At 71.0% G+C, this 18,137-nt stretch carries 17 protein-coding genes; 11 read left to right on the top strand and 6 right to left on the bottom strand.

What is annotated here, in order from left to right; translation table 11 throughout:
- The first annotated feature begins 80 nt into the window (after positions 1 to 80).
- The 7 genes from ADK52_RS01150 to ADK52_RS01120 all read left to right on the top strand — a co-directional run bounded on the left by ADK52_RS01150 (position 81) and on the right by ADK52_RS01120 (position 8,054).
- Positions 81 to 731: an SCO family protein gene (locus ADK52_RS01150; protein ID WP_053687898.1), complete on the top strand. Its 651-nt coding sequence runs from the start codon at positions 81 to 83 to the stop codon at positions 729 to 731.
- Entirely contained in the window at positions 728 to 1,213 is a 486-nt protein-coding gene (locus ADK52_RS01145) for a copper chaperone PCu(A)C (protein WP_053687897.1), read from the top strand. Before ADK52_RS01150 ends, ADK52_RS01145 begins: the two co-directional genes overlap by 4 nt.
- Positions 1,214 to 1,235: 22 nt before the next feature.
- A complete protein-coding gene (locus ADK52_RS01140) occupies positions 1,236 to 3,182 on the top strand; it encodes a copper resistance CopC/CopD family protein (protein WP_053687896.1) in 1,947 nt (648 codons plus the stop codon).
- The gene (gene efeB / locus ADK52_RS01135) at positions 3,179 to 4,462 is read left to right on the top strand and encodes an iron uptake transporter deferrochelatase/peroxidase subunit (RefSeq protein ID WP_420714771.1); all 1,284 of its coding nucleotides are present in this window, start codon (positions 3,179 to 3,181) and stop codon (positions 4,460 to 4,462) included. The genes ADK52_RS01140 and efeB overlap by 4 nt, the downstream gene beginning before the upstream one ends.
- A gap of 42 nt (positions 4,463 to 4,504) precedes the next feature.
- Positions 4,505 to 5,440, top strand: a complete 936-nt coding sequence (pheA, locus tag ADK52_RS01130) for a prephenate dehydratase (protein ID WP_030153292.1) — start codon at positions 4,505 to 4,507, stop codon at positions 5,438 to 5,440.
- A 527-nt stretch (positions 5,441 to 5,967) separates the two neighbouring features.
- A complete protein-coding gene (gene serS, locus ADK52_RS01125) occupies positions 5,968 to 7,245 on the top strand; it encodes a serine--tRNA ligase (protein WP_053687894.1) in 1,278 nt (425 codons plus the stop codon).
- The gene (locus ADK52_RS01120) at positions 7,242 to 8,054 is read left to right on the top strand and encodes an HAD family hydrolase (RefSeq protein ID WP_053687893.1); all 813 of its coding nucleotides are present in this window, start codon (positions 7,242 to 7,244) and stop codon (positions 8,052 to 8,054) included. Before serS ends, ADK52_RS01120 begins: the two co-directional genes overlap by 4 nt.
- A 183-nt stretch (positions 8,055 to 8,237) precedes the next feature.
- Here the strand turns inward: ADK52_RS01120 and ADK52_RS01115 are convergent, their stop codons facing one another.
- From ADK52_RS01115 to ADK52_RS01095, 5 genes are all read right to left on the bottom strand, one after another.
- Positions 8,238 to 8,906 carry a rhomboid-like protein gene (locus ADK52_RS01115; protein ID WP_053687892.1) on the bottom strand — a complete coding sequence of 223 codons (669 nt, stop codon included), beginning with the start codon at positions 8,904 to 8,906 and terminating at the stop codon, positions 8,238 to 8,240.
- Between the two features lie 85 nt (positions 8,907 to 8,991).
- Positions 8,992 to 9,711, bottom strand: a complete 720-nt coding sequence (locus ADK52_RS01110) for an ABC transporter permease (protein ID WP_053687891.1) — start codon at positions 9,709 to 9,711, stop codon at positions 8,992 to 8,994.
- 14 nt (positions 9,712 to 9,725) lie between these two features.
- On the bottom strand, positions 9,726 to 10,637 hold the full coding sequence (locus tag ADK52_RS01105; protein WP_053687890.1) for an ABC transporter ATP-binding protein: 912 nt from the start codon (positions 10,635 to 10,637) through the stop codon (positions 9,726 to 9,728).
- Complete coding sequence (locus ADK52_RS01100) at positions 10,634 to 11,521, bottom strand: ABC transporter permease (RefSeq protein ID WP_053687889.1); 888 nt, start codon at positions 11,519 to 11,521, stop codon at positions 10,634 to 10,636. The genes ADK52_RS01105 and ADK52_RS01100 overlap by 4 nt, the downstream gene beginning before the upstream one ends.
- Positions 11,511 to 12,494 (bottom strand): ABC transporter ATP-binding protein, encoded by a 984-nt coding sequence (locus tag ADK52_RS01095; protein WP_078987784.1) that lies wholly within the window; start codon positions 12,492 to 12,494, stop codon positions 11,511 to 11,513. Before ADK52_RS01095 ends, ADK52_RS01100 begins: the two co-directional genes overlap by 11 nt.
- Before the next feature lie 256 nt (positions 12,495 to 12,750).
- Here ADK52_RS01095 and ADK52_RS01090 point away from each other — a divergent pair, with 256 nt between their 5' ends.
- The 3 genes from ADK52_RS01090 (at position 12,751) to ADK52_RS01080 (ending at position 16,475) form a co-directional block, all read left to right on the top strand.
- Positions 12,751 to 13,608: a M24 family metallopeptidase gene (locus ADK52_RS01090; protein WP_053687887.1), complete on the top strand. Its 858-nt coding sequence runs from the start codon at positions 12,751 to 12,753 to the stop codon at positions 13,606 to 13,608.
- The gene (locus ADK52_RS01085; RefSeq protein WP_420714767.1) at positions 13,605 to 15,395 is read left to right on the top strand and encodes an SDR family oxidoreductase; all 1,791 of its coding nucleotides are present in this window, start codon (positions 13,605 to 13,607) and stop codon (positions 15,393 to 15,395) included. The genes ADK52_RS01090 and ADK52_RS01085 overlap by 4 nt, the downstream gene beginning before the upstream one ends.
- Positions 15,396 to 15,560: 165 nt before the next feature.
- Positions 15,561 to 16,475 carry a MerR family transcriptional regulator gene (locus tag ADK52_RS01080; protein WP_053687886.1) on the top strand — a complete coding sequence of 305 codons (915 nt, stop codon included), beginning with the start codon at positions 15,561 to 15,563 and terminating at the stop codon, positions 16,473 to 16,475.
- Positions 16,476 to 16,625: 150 nt separating this feature from the next.
- Here ADK52_RS01080 and ADK52_RS01075 read toward each other — a convergent pair whose 3' ends face one another.
- Positions 16,626 to 17,414 (bottom strand): aquaporin, encoded by a 789-nt coding sequence (locus tag ADK52_RS01075; RefSeq protein WP_053687885.1) that lies wholly within the window; start codon positions 17,412 to 17,414, stop codon positions 16,626 to 16,628.
- A gap of 144 nt (positions 17,415 to 17,558) precedes the next feature.
- On the opposite strand from ADK52_RS01075, the gene ADK52_RS01070 reads away from it, so the two are divergent.
- A complete protein-coding gene (locus ADK52_RS01070) occupies positions 17,559 to 18,098 on the top strand; it encodes an RNA 2'-phosphotransferase (protein ID WP_053687884.1) in 540 nt (179 codons plus the stop codon).
- Positions 18,099 to 18,137: the final 39 nt, after the last annotated feature.

Raw genomic sequence — 18,137 nt, 5'->3', positions numbered from 1 at the left:
GTCCAGAACGTGCGCGCAGCCGGCCCTCCTTCGAGGCCGGCCCGCCCGCACCACATCCCCGATCCCAGGGACACCTCTCCATGCGCACCACTCGTGTGACGGTCGCCGCCCTCGTGGCGGCGGCCGCGCTCACCCTCACCGCCTGCGGCGATGAGACGCCCAAGACCGACGCGGTCACCTCGCTCACCGGCCAGGCCAAGGCCGGCAAGGCCACGGTCCTGGACCGCCCCTTCGACAAGCCGGAGCTGGTCCTGACGGACACCACCGGCAAGCCGTGGAACCTGCGCGAGCAGACCAAGGGCAAGCCGACCCTCATCTACTTCGGCTACACCAACTGCCCCGACGTGTGCCCCCTGACGATGAGCAACGTCGCCGTCGCCAAGAAGGCACTGCCCAAGGAAGACCAGGACAAGCTCCAGGTCGTGTTCGTCACCACCGACCCCGAACGGGACACTCCCGAGTCCCTCGGCGCGTGGCTCAAGGCCCAGGACCCGTCCTTCACCGGACTGACCGGGGACTTCGCCACCATCCAGGCTGCCGCGCGCAAGCTCGGCATCGGTATCGAGGCACCGAAGAAGCTGGCCGACGGCAAGGTCGTCTCCATGCACGGTGCCCAGGTCATCGCGTTCTCGCCCAAGAACGACGAGGGATACCTCCTCTACGGCGAAGGCACCACCGTCGACGACTACACCAAGGACCTGCCGAAGATCGTCAAGGGAGAGAACCCGTGAACGCCCGCACCACCCGCACCCTCGCCGCCGCCCTCTCCCTGACGGCAGCCCTCGCCATATCCGGCTGCTCCTCGGACTCCGATGCCAAGGCCGGCGCCGACAAGCCGAAGATGACGGTCAGCGGCGCCTTCATGCCGGAGCCCGTGAACGACAAGATGGCCGGCGCGTTCATGGTCATCAAGAACGGGTCCAAGACGGCCGACAAGCTCACGGCCGTCACCAGTCCGATCTCCGACGATCTGCAGATCCACGAGACCAAGGACCAGAAGATGCAGCAGGTCGCGGCCATGGACGTGCCTGCCAACGGTGAGCTCCGGCTGGAGCGCGGCGGCAGCCACGTCATGCTCATGGGGCTGAAGAGCACGCCGAAGGTCGGCGACAAGGTCACCGTCGAGCTGCGCTTCGAGAAGGCCGACCCGGTCAAGGTCGAGCTGGACGTCAAGGAGCGGACGTACAACGCCCAGAACACCAGCGCCCACTGACGGACCGAGGTACTGACACGCCATGACGGCCATCGCCCCCTCCCCGGCCCGCGTCCGGGCCCCGGCACTCCTGCCGCGGCTCGTGCTGGTCCTCGCAGCCCTGCTGGCGGCCCTGTTCACCGCGGCCGGCCCGGCCTCGGCGCACGCCGCACTCACCGCGAGCGACCCCCAGGACGGGGCGGTGGTCGCCACGGCCCCCGCCCAGGTCACCCTCTCCTTCTCGGAGCAGGTCGCCATGGGCGACGACTCCATCCGCGTCATGGACCCGCAGGGCAGGCGGGTGGACACCGGCGAACTGCGCGACATGTGCAGCGGAACCACCGTCCGCTACGGCACCGCGCTGCACTCCGGGCTGCCCGACGGCACCTACACCGTCGCCTGGCAGGCCGTCTCCGCCGACAGCCACCCCGTCTCCGGCGCCTTCACCTTCTCCATCGGCGCCCCCTCGGCGACCAGCGTGCCCCTGCCCACCGCGCAGGCGGGCGGCGGACCGGTCGGCATCGCGTACGACATCGCGCGCTACGCCGCATACGCCGGTTTCACCGTCCTCGTCGGCGGCGCGGCCTTCATCCTGCTGTGCTGGAGGCGCGGCGCGGCGCAGCGCCCGCTGCAGAAGCTCATCGTGCGCGCGTGGGTCACGCTCACCGCCGCCACGCTCGTGATGCTGGTGCTCCGTACCCCGTACACGGGGTCGGGGAAGTTCGCCGACGCGCTGGACCTCGACGGTCTGAAGGCGGTCCTGGAGACCAAGACCGGCGCCTCCCTCGTCTCCCGGCTGCTGCTCCTCGGCGCCGCCGCACTGTTCATCGCCGTGCTGTTCGGCGCCTACGCCCGCAGGGCGGAGAAGGACCGCGGAGCGGACAAGGATGGCGGGGCGGACAAGGAGGCCGACGACCTGCTCTTCGGTCTCGGCATCGGCGGGACCGTCGTGGCCGGCGGCATCGCCGCCACCTGGGCCCTGTCCGAGCACGCCTCGACCGGCATCCAGCCCGGCATCGCCATGCCCGCCGACATCCTGCACCTGCTGGCCGTCGCCGCCTGGCTGGGCGGACTCACCGCGCTGCTCGTCGCCCTCCACAAGGTCCCCGGGATCGAGCGCGCGGCGGTCCAGCGGTTCTCGCGGGTCGCGTTCGTCAGTGTGCTGGTCCTCGCCGTCACCGGCGTCTACCAGTCCTGGCGCCAGGTCGGCAGCTGGTCGGCCCTCACCGGTACCAGCTACGGACAGCTCCTGCTGCTGAAGGTCGGGCTCGTCGCCGTCCTCGTCGCCGTCGCCTACGTCTCCCGCTCGTGGACCGCACGGCTCACCGACGCCCCCGCCGGGAAGCCGGCCAAGATCGCCCGGCAACGCGATGTTTCACGTGAAACATCGCCGGCCTCGGTCACCGTCCCCGAAGACCCCAAGCGGGCCGCCCAGCTCGCCCGGCAGCGAGCGGCCCGGGAGAGCGCCCGTGAAAAGCAGGTACGCGACGCCGATCCGGCCCGGGCGGGGCTGCGGCGCTCCGTCCTCGCCGAGGCCGGGGTCGCCATCGCCCTGCTCGCCGTGACCACCGTCCTCACCAGTACCGAACCCGGCCGGACCGCTGAGCAGGCGAGCGGTCGGGACTCCGCGTCCACCGCCGTCCCCAACCGCGCCATCAAGATCACCTTGCCGTTCGACACCGGCGGCCAGAACGGCAAGGGGTCGGTCCGGGTCGAGTTCGACCCGGGACGGGTCGGCGCCAACTCGCTCCACGTCTGGGTCGACGACCCCGAGGGGCAGCCGCTCGACATCCCCGAGATCAAGGTCGCCTTCACCCTCCCCGCCAAGGACCTCGGCCCCCTGCCGCTCCTTCCGGAGCGCGCGGCCCCCGGGCACTGGAGCGCGTCCGGCGTCCAGCTGCCGCTGGCCGGGGAATGGCGGATCGACGTGACCGTCCGTACCTCCGACATCGACCAGACGACCGTGCAGAAGAACGTGAAGATCGGCTGACCAGCGTGACCGAGAGCAACCCCGACATCGAGATCTCCCGGCGCCGGCTGCTGGGCACCGTCGGCGCCGCGGGCGCCGCCGGGCTCGCGCTCGGCGCCACCGGCGGAGCCCTCGTGCACTCCGCGTTCGGCGACTCCCCGGCCGGTGCCTCCGGGGCCGCCGGGAGCCTCGCCTCCCTCGGCGCCACCCACGTCGCCTTTCACGGTGAGCGCCAGGCCGGCATCACCACCCCGCTCCAGGCCAAGGGCCACGTCCTCGCCTTCGACCTGGCTCCCGGGGCCGGCCGCAAGGAGGCCGCCGCCCTGATGCGGCGCTGGTCGGACACCGCCCGCCTGCTGATGGCGGGCGAGCCCGCCTCGGGCGCGGACTCCGGTATCGCCCTCGACGCCGGGCCGTCCTCCCTCACCATCACCTTCGGCTTCGGCCACTCCTTCTTCGAGCGCACCGGGCTCGCCGCCCGCCGCCCCACCGCACTCGACCCGCTGCCCGACTTCTCCGCCGACCGGCTCGACGCCCAGCGCAGCAACGGCGACCTGTGGGTCCAGATCGGCGCCGACGACGGGCTCGTGGCCTTCCACGCCCTGCGCACCCTCCAGAAGGAGGCCGGGGAGGCCGCCCGGGTCCGCTGGCAGATGAACGGCTTCAACCGGTCCCCCGGCGCCACCGCCGCACCGATGACCGCCCGCAACCTCATGGGCCAGATCGACGGCACCGGCAACCCGAAGCCCGCGCAGCCCGACTTCGACAAGCGGATCTTCGTCCCCGCCGCCGGCCCCGGACCCGCCGAGCACGCCTGGATGGGCGGGGGCTCGTACGCCGTCGTACGGCGCATCCGGATGCTCCTCGACGACTGGGACAAGCAGTCCCTGGCTCAGCAGGAGCAGGTCATAGGCCGTACGAAGGCCACCGGCGCGCCCCTCACCGGCGGCACCGAGACCACGAAGATGGCTCTCGACAAGATCGGCCCCGACGGCAGGCCCGTCATCCCTTCCAACGCGCACGCCCGGATCTCCGCCCCCGAGCAGAACGGCGGGGCCGCCATGCTCCGGCGCCCGTTCTCCTTCCACGACGGGATCGCCGCCGACGGCACTCCGGACGCGGGACTCCTCTTCATCTGCTGGCAGGCCGATCCGCTGCGCGGCTTCGTCCCGGTCCAGCGCAAGCTGGACCGGGGGGACGCCCTGTCGGCGTTCATCCGGCACGAGTCCAGCGGGCTGTACGCGGTCCCGCCCGGACCCCGCGACGGGGAGTACGTGGGGCAGCGGCTGCTCGAAGGATGAACAGCAACCCGGCGGTCGGGGCCCCGGCATTAGGCTGATCACATGTCGGCCACCCGCTTCACCTATCTCGGTCCCGAGGGCACCTTCACCGAAGCCGCCCTCCGCACACTGCCGGAAGCCGCGACCCGGGAGCTCGTCCCGATGGTGTCGGTCCCGGCCGCCCTGGACGCCGTACGCAACGGGGAGGCCGCGGCCGCCCTGGTGCCGATCGAGAACTCGGTGGAGGGCGGGGTCACCTCCACCCTGGACGAGCTGGCCTCCGGCGAACCGCTGATGATCTACCGCGAGGTACTGCTGCCCATCGCGTTCGCGCTGCTGGTGCGGCCCGGGACCAAGCTGTCGGACGTCAAGACCGTCACCGGGCACCCGGTCGCCCAGCCCCAGGTGCGCAACTGGCTGCGGGCGAACCTGCCCGACGCGGTGTGGGAGTCGGCCGCCTCCAACGCCGACGGGGCCCGGCTGGTCCAGGAGGGCCGGTTCGACGCCGCCTTCGCGGGCGAGTTCGCGGCCGCCACGTACGGCCTCGTCCCCCTGGTCACCGAGATCCACGACGCGGAGAACGCCGAGACCCGGTTCGTGCTCGTCGGTCGGCCCGCCCGGCCCGCCGCACCGACCGGCGCCGACAAGACCTCCGTCGTGCTGTGGCTCGGCGACGACCACCCCGGTGCGCTGCTGGAACTCCTCCAGGAGTTCGCCGTCCGCGGGGTCAACCTGATGCTGATCCAGTCCCGGCCGACGGGCGAGGGCATCGGCAACTACTGCTTCGCGGTCGACGCCGAGGGCCACATCTCCGACCGCCGGGTCAGCGAGGCGCTGATGGGGCTCAAGCGCACCTGCCCCCAGGTCCGCTTCCTCGGTTCCTATCCGCGCGCCGGCGTCGCTCAGGGTGACGTGCGCGCTCCACGGCCCGGAACCTCCGATGGTGACTTCATGGCCGCTTCCGACTGGCTGACGCGCTGCCTCGACGGCCGGGCCTAGCTCTTCCCCCACTGTCCACAGAGTTATCCACAGGCAGAGATGGGGACCTGTGGACTAGTCGACATCACGGCGCGACAAGGTCGACAAATCGGTCGGGGGGCCCGGGTTTCGCGCTGGGGAGCGGAAGGTGAACGGCGTCACCCCCGCATCGCCGATCAACTCTTTGGAGCGAGCCATTCCCACCCGAATGAGTGTGTGAGGGTGGTTTGAACCCTGAATCGTCCCGACGGCCCACGCGTGGGGATTGATCTAATTCCGTGTCCACAGATCCGGCGCACAGCCTGTGGACAAGTCCCCGCGGTGGACAATTCCTGTGGACAAGGGAGGCGCTCCCGCCCTGCTCAGAGACCGCCCGGATACAGCTCCCGTGCCCCTTTTCAGGGAATGGGCCGCTTTTATCGACCGCTGCGGAAGGGACACTTCCAGCCAGCGAGTTCCGGGTTTTCCATTCTCCACAATTGGGACATAGCGACACGCAGCGTGATATCGGTGTGATCCCAGGAAGCCCAGCCCGGTAGCCTGGAGGGGTGATTGACCTCCGGCTGCTCCGTGAAGACCCTGACCGTGTCCGCGCCTCGCAGCGCGCCCGTGGAGAGGACGTCGACCTCGTCGACGCGCTGCTCTCCGCCGACGAGCGCCGCAGGTCCTCGGGCATGCGCTTCGACGAACTGCGCAATGAGCAGAAGTCGCTCGGCAAGCTCATCCCCAAGGCCTCTCCGGAGGAGCGGGCAGAGCTGTTGAAGAAGGCCGAGCAGCTCAAGACGGACGTCAAGGCCGCCGAGGCCGAGCAGAACGAGGCGGACGAGGCGGCCAAGCGGCTGCTGCTCCAGCTCGGCAACATCGTCCACGAGGACGTCCCGGTCGGCGGCGAGGAGGACTTCACCGTCCTGGAGACGCACGGCACGATCCGCGACTTCGGCGCCGAGGGCTTCGAGCCCAAGGACCACCTGGAGCTCGGCGAGTCGCTGGGCGCCATCGACGTCGAGCGCGGCGCCAAGGTGTCGGGCTCGCGCTTCTACTACCTGACCGGTGTCGGCGCCCTGCTGGAGCTGGCCCTGGTCAACGCGGCGATCGCCCAGGCCACCGAGGCCGGCTTCATCCCCATGCTCACCCCGGCGCTGGTCCGCCCGCGCGCCATGGAGGGCACCGGCTTCCTCGGCCAGGCCGCCGAGAACGTGTACCACCTGGAGAAGGACGACTACTACCTGGTCGGCACCTCCGAGGTCCCGCTCGCCGCGTACCACATGGACGAGATCATCGACGCCGACAAGCTGCCGCTGCGGTACGCCGGCTTCTCGCCGTGCTTCCGCCGCGAGGCCGGTACGTACGGCAAGGACACCCGCGGCATCTTCCGCGTCCACCAGTTCGACAAGGTCGAGATGTTCTCGTACGTCGCGCCGGAGGACGCCGAGGCCGAGCACCAGCGCCTGCTGGAGTGGGAGAAGCAGTGGCTGACCAGCCTGGAGCTGCCCTTCCAGGTGATCGACGTCGCCACCGGTGACCTGGGCGCCTCCGCCTCGCGCAAGTTCGACTGCGAGGCGTGGATCCCGACGCAGGGCAAGTACCGCGAGCTGACCTCGGCCTCGAACTGCAACGGCTTCCAGGCCCGCCGCCTGTCGATCCGCTACCGCGACGGCAAGAAGACCGCGCCGCTCTCGACGCTGAACGGCACGCTGTGCGCCGTACCGCGCACGATCGTGGCGATCCTGGAGAACCACCAGCAGGCCGACGGTTCCGTGCGCGTGCCGGTGGCGCTCCGCCCGTACCTGGGCGGCCGCGAGGTCCTGGAGCCGATCGCCAAGTGAGCCCCACCCCGTTCCCGTACAAACTCGTCGCGACCGATCTCGACGGCACACTGCTGCGTGGCGACGACACCGTCTCGGAACGCACCCGTGAAGCGCTCGCCGCGGCCACCGCGGCGGGCGCGGCACACATCATCGTCACCGGCCGTGCCGTGCCCTGGACCCGGGGCGTGCTGGACGACCTCGGGTACAAGGGGATCGCGGTGTGCGGGCAGGGCGCACAGGTCTACGACGCGGGGGCGCACCGGCTGCTGACCTCGGTGACGCTGGACCGGCAGCTGGCCGGTCTGGCGCTGTCGAAGCTGGAGGCCGAGGTGGGTCCGCTGGCGCTCGCGGCAAGCCGGGACGGGGTGGACGGCGACGTGCTGTTCGGCCCCGGCTACCAGGTGCAGGAGGGCCTGCCGGCCCTCTACCTGGCGGACACCGCGGAGGTGTGGACGGCTCCGCTGAACAAGCTGTACATCCAGCACCCGGAGCTCGGCGACGACGCGCTGGTCAAGGTGGCCCGGGAGACCGTGGGCTCCCTGGTCGACATCGTCATGGCCGGTCCGGGGATAGTGGAGATCCTCCCGCTGGGGCTGACGAAGGCCACCGGCCTGTCGCTGGCCGCGCGCCGGCTGGGTGTGAAGGCGGCGGAGACGATCGCCTTCGGCGACATGCCCAACGACATCCCGATGTTCGGCTGGGCGGCGCACGGGGTGGCCATGGCCAATGCCCACGCGGAGCTCAAGGCGGTGGCCGACGAGGTGACGACCTCCAACGAGGAGGACGGCATCGCGGTGGTGCTGGAGCGACTGCTGGGCGCCGCCTGACGGCCCGCCCGGAAACAACGGCCCGCCCGGAAACGGGGAAGGTCCGGAACAGCCCGCGCCGTGAGGCGCGCTCGAAGTGGCTGCTCCGGACCTTTTTGTTGCTCCCCGCACGACTCACTCTGCCCGGGGCGCAGGTCCCGTACCAGTCAATTTCCGCGGGTCGGCCGTGGTCGCTTCCGCGGGTCAGCCGTGGCCGGCCTCGTGCTCTGTTTCACGTGAAACATGCCTGGGGTGCGGGTGGCGGGTGAGCGGCCAGGCGAGCAGGCCGACGGAGAGCGAGATGGCGTGCCCGAGATCGGTGAAGGTGCCCCCGGTGAGCAGTGGCAGCCCGAAGAACGCGACGACACCGGCGAGGTAGAGCCAGCGCAGCGGGTTCGGGAGACGGTACGTGAGGACCCCGATCGAGGCCGCGAGACCGTAGCTGACGCCGACGTCGACGACATGGACCATGCTGTGCGGGGCCCGGTGGTCCTGAATGGCCATCAGGACCACCTTCTGGCTGACCAGGGTGGCCGTGATGTGGGCGGTCGCGATGATGGCGAGCCAGCGCAGGGTGCCGAGCCAGCGTTCCACGGGGGCGTGGAAGAGCTCGAAGAGGACGGCGTACAGGGCGAGCGAGGCCGGGTCCTCGATCCAGAAGGCGCTGGAGAGCAGGGCCCGCACGGGGTGCCGGGTGAGTTCGTGGATGTTGCTGCTGTGACGGTGCAGCAGGACGTGCTCAAGGTGGTCGGGCGCGATCACGACGATGACGCTCGTGATGGCGAGGAGCAGCAGCCATATGTGCGTACCCGGCGAGGAGCGTATCCAGGACCGTACGGGCCTGGACGGCTCGGGCTCGGGGTGCTCGACCATGCCCTGATTTTGCCCCGTACGGCGGTGCCCCGCCCGGCCTGTGGGCCGGGCGGGGCACCGGGCGGAAAGCCGGTACGGCCGGGGCCTACTCCTCGCCCGCCAGGGTGAGGCGGCGCAGCTTCTGGCCGGCGTAGACGGTGGCCCCCACGGTGACCACGCAGAGCAGGATCACCGCGGTGGGCAGGCCGACGGTGGCGTCGACGTAGCCTTCACCGGCGACCTTCTCGGCGAGGGCCAGGGCCCACTGCTGGACGCTGAGGGTCTTCGCGCCGGAGACCAGGCTGCCGAAGAGCGACTCCCAGATCAGGGCGTAGACCAGGCCGAAGACGACCGCGTGCCGGCTGATGGTGCCCAGCAGCAGGAACAGGGCGCTGTAGGCGATCGAGGCGACGAGGGCCGCGACGGTGTACGCGACGGCGATCTGCTGGCCGTTGCCGTTGAGGATGAACCCGGCGATCAGGGTCGGGATCGCGGAGAAGGCCATCGTGACGCCGATCGCGACGATCAGCTTGGTCATGATGATCGTCGGGCGCTTCACCGGCTTGGAGAGCAGGTAGACGATCGAGCCGTCGTCGATCTCGGGGCCGATGGCGCCGGTGCCGGCGATGACGCCGATCAGCGGAACCATGGTGGCGAGGGCGAAGCCGCCCAGCAGGTCGGCGGCTTCCTTGTCGTCCAGGCCGGTGAAGGCGCGGACGGCGAGGGAGATGACGATCAGCAGGAGGGGCAGCCCGCAGAGGATCAGAGCGCGGCGGCGGCCGAGCAGCGCGCGGTAGGTGAGCCGGGCGACGGTGGGGTTGTACATGGTTGCCAGCTCCTTCAGGCCGCGACGAGGTAGGAGAAGACCGACTCGAGGGACTCGTCGGAGGGCGAGACCGTCAGCAGCCGGATGCCGTGCGCACGGGCGACCCGCGGCAGCAGCTCGGTGAAGCGGCCGAAGTCGACGGCCTGGATGCGCAGGGCGCCTTCCTTGAGGTCGACCTCGATCCCCGCGGTGGAGGGGTCGGCGATCAGGGCCGCGGCGAGGGCCCGGTCGTCGGAGGAGCGGACCACGTAGCGGTGCGGGCGGTCCGTCATCAGGCGGCGGATCTTGCGGAAGTCGCCGGAGGCGGCGTGCCGGCCGGCGACGACCACCTCGATGTGGGAGGCGAGCTGTTCGACCTCCTCCAGGATGTGGGAGGAGAAGAGCACGGTGCGGCCCTCGTCGCCCATGCGCCGCAGCAGCTCCATGAGCTGCATGCGCTGGCGCGGGTCCATGCCGTTGAACGGCTCGTCGAGGAGCAGCACGGACGGGTCGTGGACGAGGGCCGAGGCCATCTTCACGCGCTGCCGCATGCCCTTGGAGTACGTGGAGATCTTGCGGTCCTGGGCGTACTCCATCTCGACGGTGGCGAGCGCCCGCTGGGCGGCCGCGTCGTCGAGGCCGTGGAGTTCGGCGTTGGCGACGACGAACTCCCGGCCGGTCAGGAAGTCGTACATGGCCTCGCGCTCGGGCACGACGCCGATCTGCTTGTAGACCTGCTCGTTCTGCCAGATCGGCGCGCCGTCGAGGGTGACGGTGCCCGTGGAGGGGGCGAGGAAGCCGCCCATCATGTTGATGAGGGTGGACTTGCCCGCGCCGTTGGGTCCCAGGAGCCCGGTGACGCCGGGGCCGATGTGCATGGTCACGTCGTTGACGGCGACGACGTTCCCGAACCAGCGGGAGGTGTGGTCGATGTCGATGGTGGTCACAGCCCGGCCTTCCGGTAGCGGGCCATCAGGGCGGCGTAGGAGCCGGCGATGAGGGCGAGGACGACGAGCAGGTAGACGAAGCCGACGCCGGCCGAGGGGCCTTCTCCGCCGGGGAACGCGGAGGTGGCACCGAGGAAGGCCGTCTGTACGCCGTCGATCAGGGTGATCGGGGAGAACAGGCCCATCCACTCGATGGCACCGTTCGAACCGGTGCTGTACGCGATGCCCTGGACGGCGGTCACCGCGCCGAAGGGGATCAGGAGCAGGGCGATGATGGCGGCGACGCCGAAGCCGCGGCGCGGGGTGAGCGCGGCCATGATCAGGCCGAGGCCGGCGAAGAGCACCGAGAGCAGCAGCACGGAGACCAGTCCCTGGGCGAACCCCTTGGTCTGGTCCGCGAAGTCGAATTTGGCCAGCAGCGAGCCGATCCACATGATCAGCAGCGGGGTGGCGGTGAGGATGAACAGCGCCGAGGCCATCGCCGCGAACTTGGCGAGGACGTAGTCGACGCGCTCGATGGGCCGCGAGAAGTAGAGCGGCACGGTCTTGAAGCGCAGGTCCCGGGAGACCGACTGCGGTGCCTGCGAGGCGAGGAAGAGGCCGATGATCACCTGGGTGGTCAGGGCGTACGTCGTGTACTTGATCGGCAGGCTGGTGGAGCCGGGCACCGCGATGGCGACCGCGACGATGATCAGCGCGGGGACGCACATCACCGCGAAGAGGAGCATCGGGAGGACCTTGGACTTGGCCGACCGGCCGAGTCCGTAGGTGCCGCGCAGGGACTGCGAGAACAGCGACTTGCGGGCGTAGGCGCGGCCGAGCCGGGCTCCCTCGTAGGACCGGTAGCCGATGTTGTGGATCTGGGTCGAGGTGTCAGGCGCCATCGGAACCGGCTCCCTTCCGGACGAGCTGCTGCTGGTCGTTGTCGCGGAAGACCTCCGCGATGTGGTGGCGGCGCTGTTCCATGCGGACCAGGCCGAGGCCGAGGTCGGCGACGGTGTCGCGCACGATGTCGTACGTCTCCTCGCCGGTGGCTTCCAGGAGCAGGATGTGGCCGGCTCCGGGCAGGCCCTGCTCCTCGCCCGCGTGCAGGGTCAGGCCCGCGTCGGCGAGCGCCTTGCGCAGGGCGGCGGTGCCGTCCGGGTGGGTGTCGGTGTCGGTGACCTCGACCGCGAGGGTCGTGGTGATCTGCGTGAAGTCGCTGGTGGAGCTGGAGCGCAGCAGCTTGCCGCCGTCGACGACCACGACGTGGTCGCAGGTCCGCTCCAGCTCGCCGAGCAGGTGGGAGGTGACCAGGACGGAGATGCCGAAGTCGGTGTAGACGCGGCGGATCAGGCCGAGCATCTCGTCCCGGCCGACGGGGTCGAGGCCGTTGGTGGGCTCGTCGAGCAGGACCAGCTGGGGGTCGTGGACGAGCGCCTGGGCCAGCTTGACCCGCTGCTTCATGCCGGTGGAGTAGCCCCCGATGGGGCGGTAGCGCTCCTCGTACAGGCCCACGTGGCGCAGGGTGTCGGCGGTCCGCTCGCGGGCGGCGGTCGGTGGGAGCCCGGACATGCGCGCCATGTGCACGACGAACTCGGTGGCCGAGACGTCGGGCGGCAGGCAGTCGTGCTCGGGCATGTAGCCGACGCGCTCGCGGATGGCGCTGCCATGGGTGGCGACATCGAGTCCGAGCACGGCGGCGCGGCCCTCGGTGGCGGGGGACAGTCCAAGCAGGATCTTGATCAGCGTGGACTTGCCGGCTCCGTTGGCACCCACGAGGCCGGTCACTCCGGGCCCGATGTCCAGGGAGAGCCGGTCGATTGCGGTCACTCGGGGGTACCGCTTGCTCAGGCTTTCGGTCGCGATGACAGTCACGGCTTCGACGTTAGTGGCGCGGACCGCGCCGATCGTCAGACCTGGAGCGTCATCCGGTCTCCGCCTTCAGGACTACACACCCTGACGAAAGGCTGATGCGGACCGGTCGAAGAGGCCCGACGAAGCGGACCGTACGCGGTGGATCGGACAAGTTGTCCACAGGTCCGTGCACGACCCTTGACGTGATCTCCGGTCATTGTCACATTCATCAGTGTCAAGTTACGGGCGCGTACGGCTCTACGGACGGACGGCTGTCATGGCTGCGGACACCAGGCAACGCACCGCGCAACTCTCGCCGGACCTGCGCGGGTTCAGGGAAGTGCAACGCCTCTCGTACGAGTGCGCGGAAACCGTCGCGGCCCAGCTGCGGCCGGGGGTGACCGAGCGCGAGGCGGCCCGGATGCAGCGCGAGTGGCTGCGCGAGCGCGGGGTGCGGGACTGGTTCCACCTGCCGTTCGCGTGGTTCGGGGACCGCACCGCCTTCGCGAACTTCAAGATCCCGCTCCAGTTCTTCCCGACGAACCGGAAGCTGGAGCCGGGGATGCCGTTCATCCTCGACATGGCGCCCGTGTACAAGGGGTACGCGGCCGACATCGGGTACTCGGGCAGCCTCGGGCTGAACCCCGTACAGGACCGGCTCATGTCCGATCTGCGGGTGCACCGCGAGCTGATCCTGGACCAGGTCCGCGAACGCCGCCCGCTGCGCGAGATCTACGAGAACGTCGAGCGGCTGATGATCCGCCAGGGGTATGCAAACCGGCACCGCGCCTACCCCTTCGGCGTGATCGCCCACAAGATAGACCGGGTCAGGGAGCGGCGCTGGTCGCCGACCGCCTTCGGGTTCGGGACGCAGTCCCTCAAGGGGCTGGCCTCCGACGCCCTGCACGGACACCGCGAGGGCTGGTCCCCGCTGTGGAGCCCGTACCGCTTCTCCGACCACCCGCCGCAGCCCGGGCTGTGGGCGGTGGAACCGCACCTGGGGTTCCGGGGCACCGGCGCGAAGTTCGAGGAGATCCTGGTCGTCACCGACTCGCGGGATCCCGGGGAGAGCGCGTTCTGGCTGGACGACGATCTGCCGCACGTGCGGCGCTGGGCCGAGGAGAAGGCAGCATGAGCGGCATGAGCGGGACCAAGGGGTCGGGGCTCGCGGGGGCGCGCGAGCGCCGGGTGAGCACTGGCGGCATCGAACTGTGCGTCGTCGAGCTCGGCGAGGCGGACCGGCCGACCGTGGTGCTCGTGCACGGGTACCCGGACAGCAAGGAGGTCTGGTCGGAGGTCGCGGAGCGGCTGGCGGCCCGCTTCCACGTGGTGCTCTACGACGTACGCGGCCACGGGCGCTCCACGGCGCCGGTGCCCCTGCGCGGCGGCTTCACCCTGGAGAAGCTGACCGACGACTTCCTGGCGGTGGCGGACGCGGTCAGCCCGGACCGCCCGGTGCACCTGGTCGGCCACGACTGGGGCTCCGTACAGGGCTGGGAGTTCGCGACGGTCGCCCGCACCGAGGGCCGGATCGCCTCCTTCACCTCGGTGTCGGGCCCCTCCCTGGACCACTTCGGGCACTGGATCAAGAAGCGGATGAGCCGGCCCACCCCGCGCCGGGCCGCGCAGCTCCTCGGCCAGGGCGCCAAGTCCTGGTACGTATACATGCTGCACACCCCCGTGCTGCCGGAGCTCGCCTGGCGCGGGCCGCTCGGCAAGCGGTGGCCGCGGATGCTGGAGCGCGTGGAGAAGGTCCCCTCCGGTTCCTATCCGACGGCCTCGCTTCCCTCGGACGCCGCCCACGGAGCCTGGCTCTACCGCGACAACGTACGGCCCCGGCTGCGCCGGCCGCGCCCCGACGCGTACGCGCACGTACCCGTCCAGCTGATCACCCCGACCGGGGACGCGTTCCTGTCCGAGCGGCTCTACGACGACCTGGAGCTGTGGGCCCCCGACCTGGTGCGGCGCACCCTGCCCGCCAAGCACTGGGTGCCGCGGACCCGGCCCGACCAGCTGGCGGCGTGGATCACGGAGTTCGTCACCACCCGGGAGGAGCCCGCCACCCGGGCACCGGAGCAGAAGGCTCCGGGCAGGTACGCGGACCGGTTCGGCGGCCAGCTGGTGCTGGTCACCGGTGCCGCCAGCGGCATCGGCCGGGCCACCGCGTTCGCCTTCGCCGAGGCCGGGGCCCGGGTGGTGTGCGTGGACCGGGACGCGGAGGGCGCGGCCCGCACGGCCGACATGGCCCGGCTCGTCGGGGCCCCCGAGGCCTGGGGCGAGTGCGTCGACGTCAGCGACGAGCAGGCGATGGAGAAGCTCGCGGCGAAGACCGCCGCCGAGTACGGCATCGTGGACGTCCTGGTCAACAACGCCGGGATCGGCCTGTCCGGGCCCTTCCTGGAGACCACCTCGGAGGACTGGAAGAAGGTCCTCGACGTCAACCTGTGGGGTGTCATCCACGGCTGCCGGATCTTCGGCAGGCAGATGGCCCAGCGCGGCCAGGGCGGGCACATCGTCAACACCGCCTCCGCCGCCGCCTACCTGCCGTCCAAGACCCTGCCCGCGTACAGCACCTCGAAAGCCGCGGTACTGATGCTGAGCGAGTGCCTGCGCGCCGAGCTCGCCTCGCAGTCGATCGGGGTCTCCGCGATCTGCCCCGGCATCGTCAACACCAACATCACCGCCACCTCGCGCTTCGCCGGGGTGGACGCGGCGGAGGAGAAGCGCCGCCAGGAGCGCTCCTCGCGGCTGTACGGGCTGCGCAACTTCCCTCCGGAGAAGGTCGCCGAGGCGATCCTGCGGGCCGTGGTGCGCAACGAAGCCGTGGTGCCGGTGACCCCGGAGTCCAAGGGCGCGCTGTGGATGTCCCGGTTCGCGCCGGGCGCCCTGCGACGGCTCGCGAAACTGGAGCCCCGGCTGTGAGCGCGACAGAGCCCCGCACGGCCATATCCCGCTCCTTCCGGCGGTCGTACCATCCCTCGCAGGAGGGCTCGCTGCGCAGGGCGGCCGAGTACCTCGCGGCTTCGTCTGCCGCCCGGTCCGCGGCGGCCGCGGTCGGCCGAGCCGCCATGTCGTAGGGAGCCGGGATTGTCAGAACAGGCGGTGGCCGAGTACCGGATCGAGGATCTCGCGCACCACAGCGGGGCGACGGTGCGCACGATCAGGGCGTACCAGGACCGTGGGCTGCTGCCGAAGCCGGAGCGGCGCGGCCGCTCCAACGTCTACCGGGACACGCATCTGGCGCGGCTGCGCCAGATCGCCGATCTGCTGGACCGCGGCTACACCCTGGCCTCCATCAAGGAACTGCTGGAGGCCTGGGACGCCGGGCGCGGGCTCGGCGGGGTGCTGGGGCTCGTCGCCGAGGTGCACGGACCGTGGACCGACGAGGAGGCGGCCCGGATCAGCCGGTCCGAGCTGAACGAGCGGTTCGGCGGCCGTCCCGACGACGACGCCGTGGGCGAGGCGTGCGAGCTGGGGGTGCTGGAGGCGATCCCGGGGCGCCCGGACGAGTTCCTGGTGCCCTCCCCGCAGGAACTGGCCGTGGCCGCCGAGCTCTACGCGGCAGGGGTGCCGCTGTCGGCGATCACCGGGCACCTGCGGGAGCTGCGCGGGCAGGTGGAGCACATCGCCTCGCGGTTCCTGGAGTTCACCACCGAGCACGTCTTCGCCCGCTACCTCGGAGAGGTCCCGCCGACGGACGCGGACGCGGCGGAGGCGGCGACGATGGTACGGAGGCTGCGCCCCTTGGCCCAGCAGACGGTGGACGCCGAGCTGGCGCGGGCGATGCGGCTGTTCGCCACCCGGCATCTGCAGAGCCACCTGGGGGCGGCCGGATCCCCGCAGCCCTCGGGCCCCGCGCCGGTGGCCCTGCCGGCGGAGACCGTACGGGCGGTGCAGGAACTGGTCGGCGCCGAGCACGTGGGGGAGTTCGTCCGGGCTGCGACGGAGCGGGAGCTCCAGGCCCGGACGATGAACGAGCTGGCCCGCCGGGGCGGCGGGTAACGGCCGGCGGCACCCGGTCAGTAGTCCACAGGGCGGATCACTCGTTTGGCCGCAAATCCGACCCAACCGGCTGTGGACAAGTCGGTGTTGCCTGTGGGCAACTCTGTGGACGGCTCTGTGGACGGCTCTGTGGAAGCCCGTGCGGGCGGCTCAACCGATGGTCTCGTACACGGGGTTCACGGGGCCGGTGGCGCCGATGGCGCCGGCGGGGCCGGCGACTCTGACGGTGCCGGCCGGCGCCTCCCGCGCACCGCGCCGGGTGCTGCCGTACAGGAGCGCGGCGAGGGCCAGGCCGAGCACGCCGCCGACCACCTGGGCCGCGACGAATCCGGGCAGCGACTGCGGGGCGATCCCGGTGAAGGAGTCGCTGAAGGCGCGCCCGATGGTGCCCGCCGGGTTGGCGAAGGAGCCGGACGAGGTGAACCAGATCGCGGAGGCGATGTACGCGGCGACCGCGGCAGGAATCAGCTTCGGACGGCCGATGCGCTCCAGGCCCTGGATGACGAGGACGAGCCCGGCGGTGGCGACGATCTCGCCGACGAGCAGGTGGCCGCCGCCGCGGACCTGCGTGGAGAAGGTGCCGGGGGTGCGGCCGAACATCACCTCGGCGAGGACGGCCCCGCCGATGGCGCCGGCGGTCTGGGCGGCGGCGTAGACGAGGGCCTCCCGGCCGCCGAGCCCCTCGCCGCCGGTCCGGCGCGCCCACCAGGAGGTAAGGGTGACGACCGGGTTGAGGTGGGCTCCGGACAGCGGCCCGAAGAGGGTGATGATCAGGCCGAGGCCGATGGCCGAGGCGAGCGAGTTGGCGACGAGGGCGACACCGGTGTCGCGGCTGAGGCCGGCGGCTTGGATACCGGAACCGATCACGACCACGAGAAGGCCGGCGGTGCCGACGAACTCGGCGACCGCACGGCGCGGCAGGGAAGCGTGGATTGTCATGGGTTCTCCCCTTGGGGGCAGCATTACAGCGGAAAATGTATTCCGTATCTTGGAAACGCGATAGAGGGTGACCACGGTGCACCGATCCGGCGGAGCGCCGATAAATCCCTGCTCGACCCCCGTCCGACCGGGCAAGCTGGGCTCATGGACGACAGACGCACCGTGAAGGTGTCCAAATACGTCTCGAAACACCTGCGGCATCAGCCGGAACGCATCGGACTGGTGCTCGATCCCCAGGGTTGGGTGGAGATCGACGATCTTCTCCGCGCGGCCGCCGCCCACCACTTCCCCATCAGCCGCGCCGAGCTCGACCACGTCGTCGCCGCCAACGACAAGCAGCGGTTCGCCGTCGACGGCACGCGCATCCGCGCCAACCAGGGCCACACGGTTCCCGTGGACCTGGACCTGCCGGAGGCCGAGCCGCCCGCGTACCTCTACCACGGCACCGTCGCCGCCGCCCTGGAGGCGATCCGCGCCGAGGGCCTGCGCCCCATGGCCCGCCACCACGTGCACCTGTCTCCCGACCGGGAGACCGCCACCCGCGTGGGCGCGCGGCGCGGCCGGCCGGTCGTGCTCGCCGTGGACGCGGGAGCGATGCGCGCGGCCGGGCACGTCTTCCGCGTCAGCGCCAACGGGGTGTGGCTGGCGGACGCCGTACCGCCGCAGTTCCTGCGCTTCTCCTAGCGCGGGAATTCAGAACGAGATTGTCGGATCATCCCCCTA

Source organism: Streptomyces sp. WM6372 (genome assembly GCF_001279655.1).
GTDB lineage: Bacteria > Actinomycetota > Actinomycetes > Streptomycetales > Streptomycetaceae > Streptomyces.
This window is presented reverse-complemented; position numbering and strand designations above follow the sequence as displayed.

What these genes read in the sequence shown, in the direction of transcription:
- ADK52_RS01100 (WP_053687889.1), bottom strand. Translation starts at nt 11,521, where the DNA reads ATGGCGCCTGACACCTCGACCCAGATCCACAACATCGGCTACCGGTCC.
- ADK52_RS01090 (WP_053687887.1), top strand. Translation starts at nt 12,751, where the DNA reads ATGGCTGCGGACACCAGGCAACGCACCGCGCAACTCTCGCCGGACCTG.
- ADK52_RS01110 (WP_053687891.1), bottom strand. Translation starts at nt 9,711, where the DNA reads ATGTACAACCCCACCGTCGCCCGGCTCACCTACCGCGCGCTGCTCGGC.
- ADK52_RS01070 (WP_053687884.1), top strand. Translation starts at nt 17,559, where the DNA reads ATGGACGACAGACGCACCGTGAAGGTGTCCAAATACGTCTCGAAACAC.
- pheA (WP_030153292.1), top strand. Translation starts at nt 4,505, where the DNA reads ATGTCGGCCACCCGCTTCACCTATCTCGGTCCCGAGGGCACCTTCACC.
- ADK52_RS01140 (WP_053687896.1), top strand. Translation starts at nt 1,236, where the DNA reads ATGACGGCCATCGCCCCCTCCCCGGCCCGCGTCCGGGCCCCGGCACTC.
- ADK52_RS01075 (WP_053687885.1), bottom strand. Translation starts at nt 17,414, where the DNA reads ATGACAATCCACGCTTCCCTGCCGCGCCGTGCGGTCGCCGAGTTCGTC.
- ADK52_RS01150 (WP_053687898.1), top strand. Translation starts at nt 81, where the DNA reads ATGCGCACCACTCGTGTGACGGTCGCCGCCCTCGTGGCGGCGGCCGCG.
- ADK52_RS01115 (WP_053687892.1), bottom strand. Translation starts at nt 8,906, where the DNA reads ATGGTCGAGCACCCCGAGCCCGAGCCGTCCAGGCCCGTACGGTCCTGG.
- ADK52_RS01085 (WP_420714767.1), top strand. Translation starts at nt 13,605, where the DNA reads ATGAGCGGCATGAGCGGGACCAAGGGGTCGGGGCTCGCGGGGGCGCGC.